The sequence below is a fragment of the Duganella sp. GW822-FHT06D06 genome (assembly GCF_058799615.1).
In genome coordinates, this window is the sequence record NZ_JBXALQ010000070.1 from 1 (window position 1) to 532 (window position 532).

The 532-nt window shown below is 54.5% G+C and carries 1 rRNA gene; it reads left to right on the top strand.

The features are described 5' to 3' along the window. A 16S ribosomal RNA gene (locus AC1RMD_RS31230) occupies positions 1 to 519 on the top strand; the annotation flags it as partial. Positions 520 to 532 lie beyond the last annotated feature (13 nt).

The following is a 532-nucleotide window of genomic DNA, read 5'->3' on the forward strand; positions in this document are numbered from 1 at the left end:
GGGAGTGCTCGAAAGAGAACCAGTACACAGGTGCTGCATGGCTGTCGTCAGCTCGTGTCGTGAGATGTTGGGTTAAGTCCCGCAACGAGCGCAACCCTTGTCATTAGTTGCTACGAAAGGGCACTCTAATGAGACTGCCGGTGACAAACCGGAGGAAGGTGGGGATGACGTCAAGTCCTCATGGCCCTTATGGGTAGGGCTTCACACGTCATACAATGGTACATACAGAGGGCCGCCAACCCGCGAGGGGGAGCTAATCCCAGAAAGTGTATCGTAGTCCGGATTGTAGTCTGCAACTCGACTGCATGAAGTTGGAATCGCTAGTAATCGCGGATCAGCATGTCGCGGTGAATACGTTCCCGGGTCTTGTACACACCGCCCGTCACACCATGGGAGCGGGTTTTACCAGAAGTAGGTAGCTTAACCGCAAGGAGGGCGCTTACCACGGTAGGATTCGTGACTGGGGTGAAGTCGTAACAAGGTAGCCGTATCGGAAGGTGCGGCTGGATCACCTCCTTTCTAGAGTAGCACT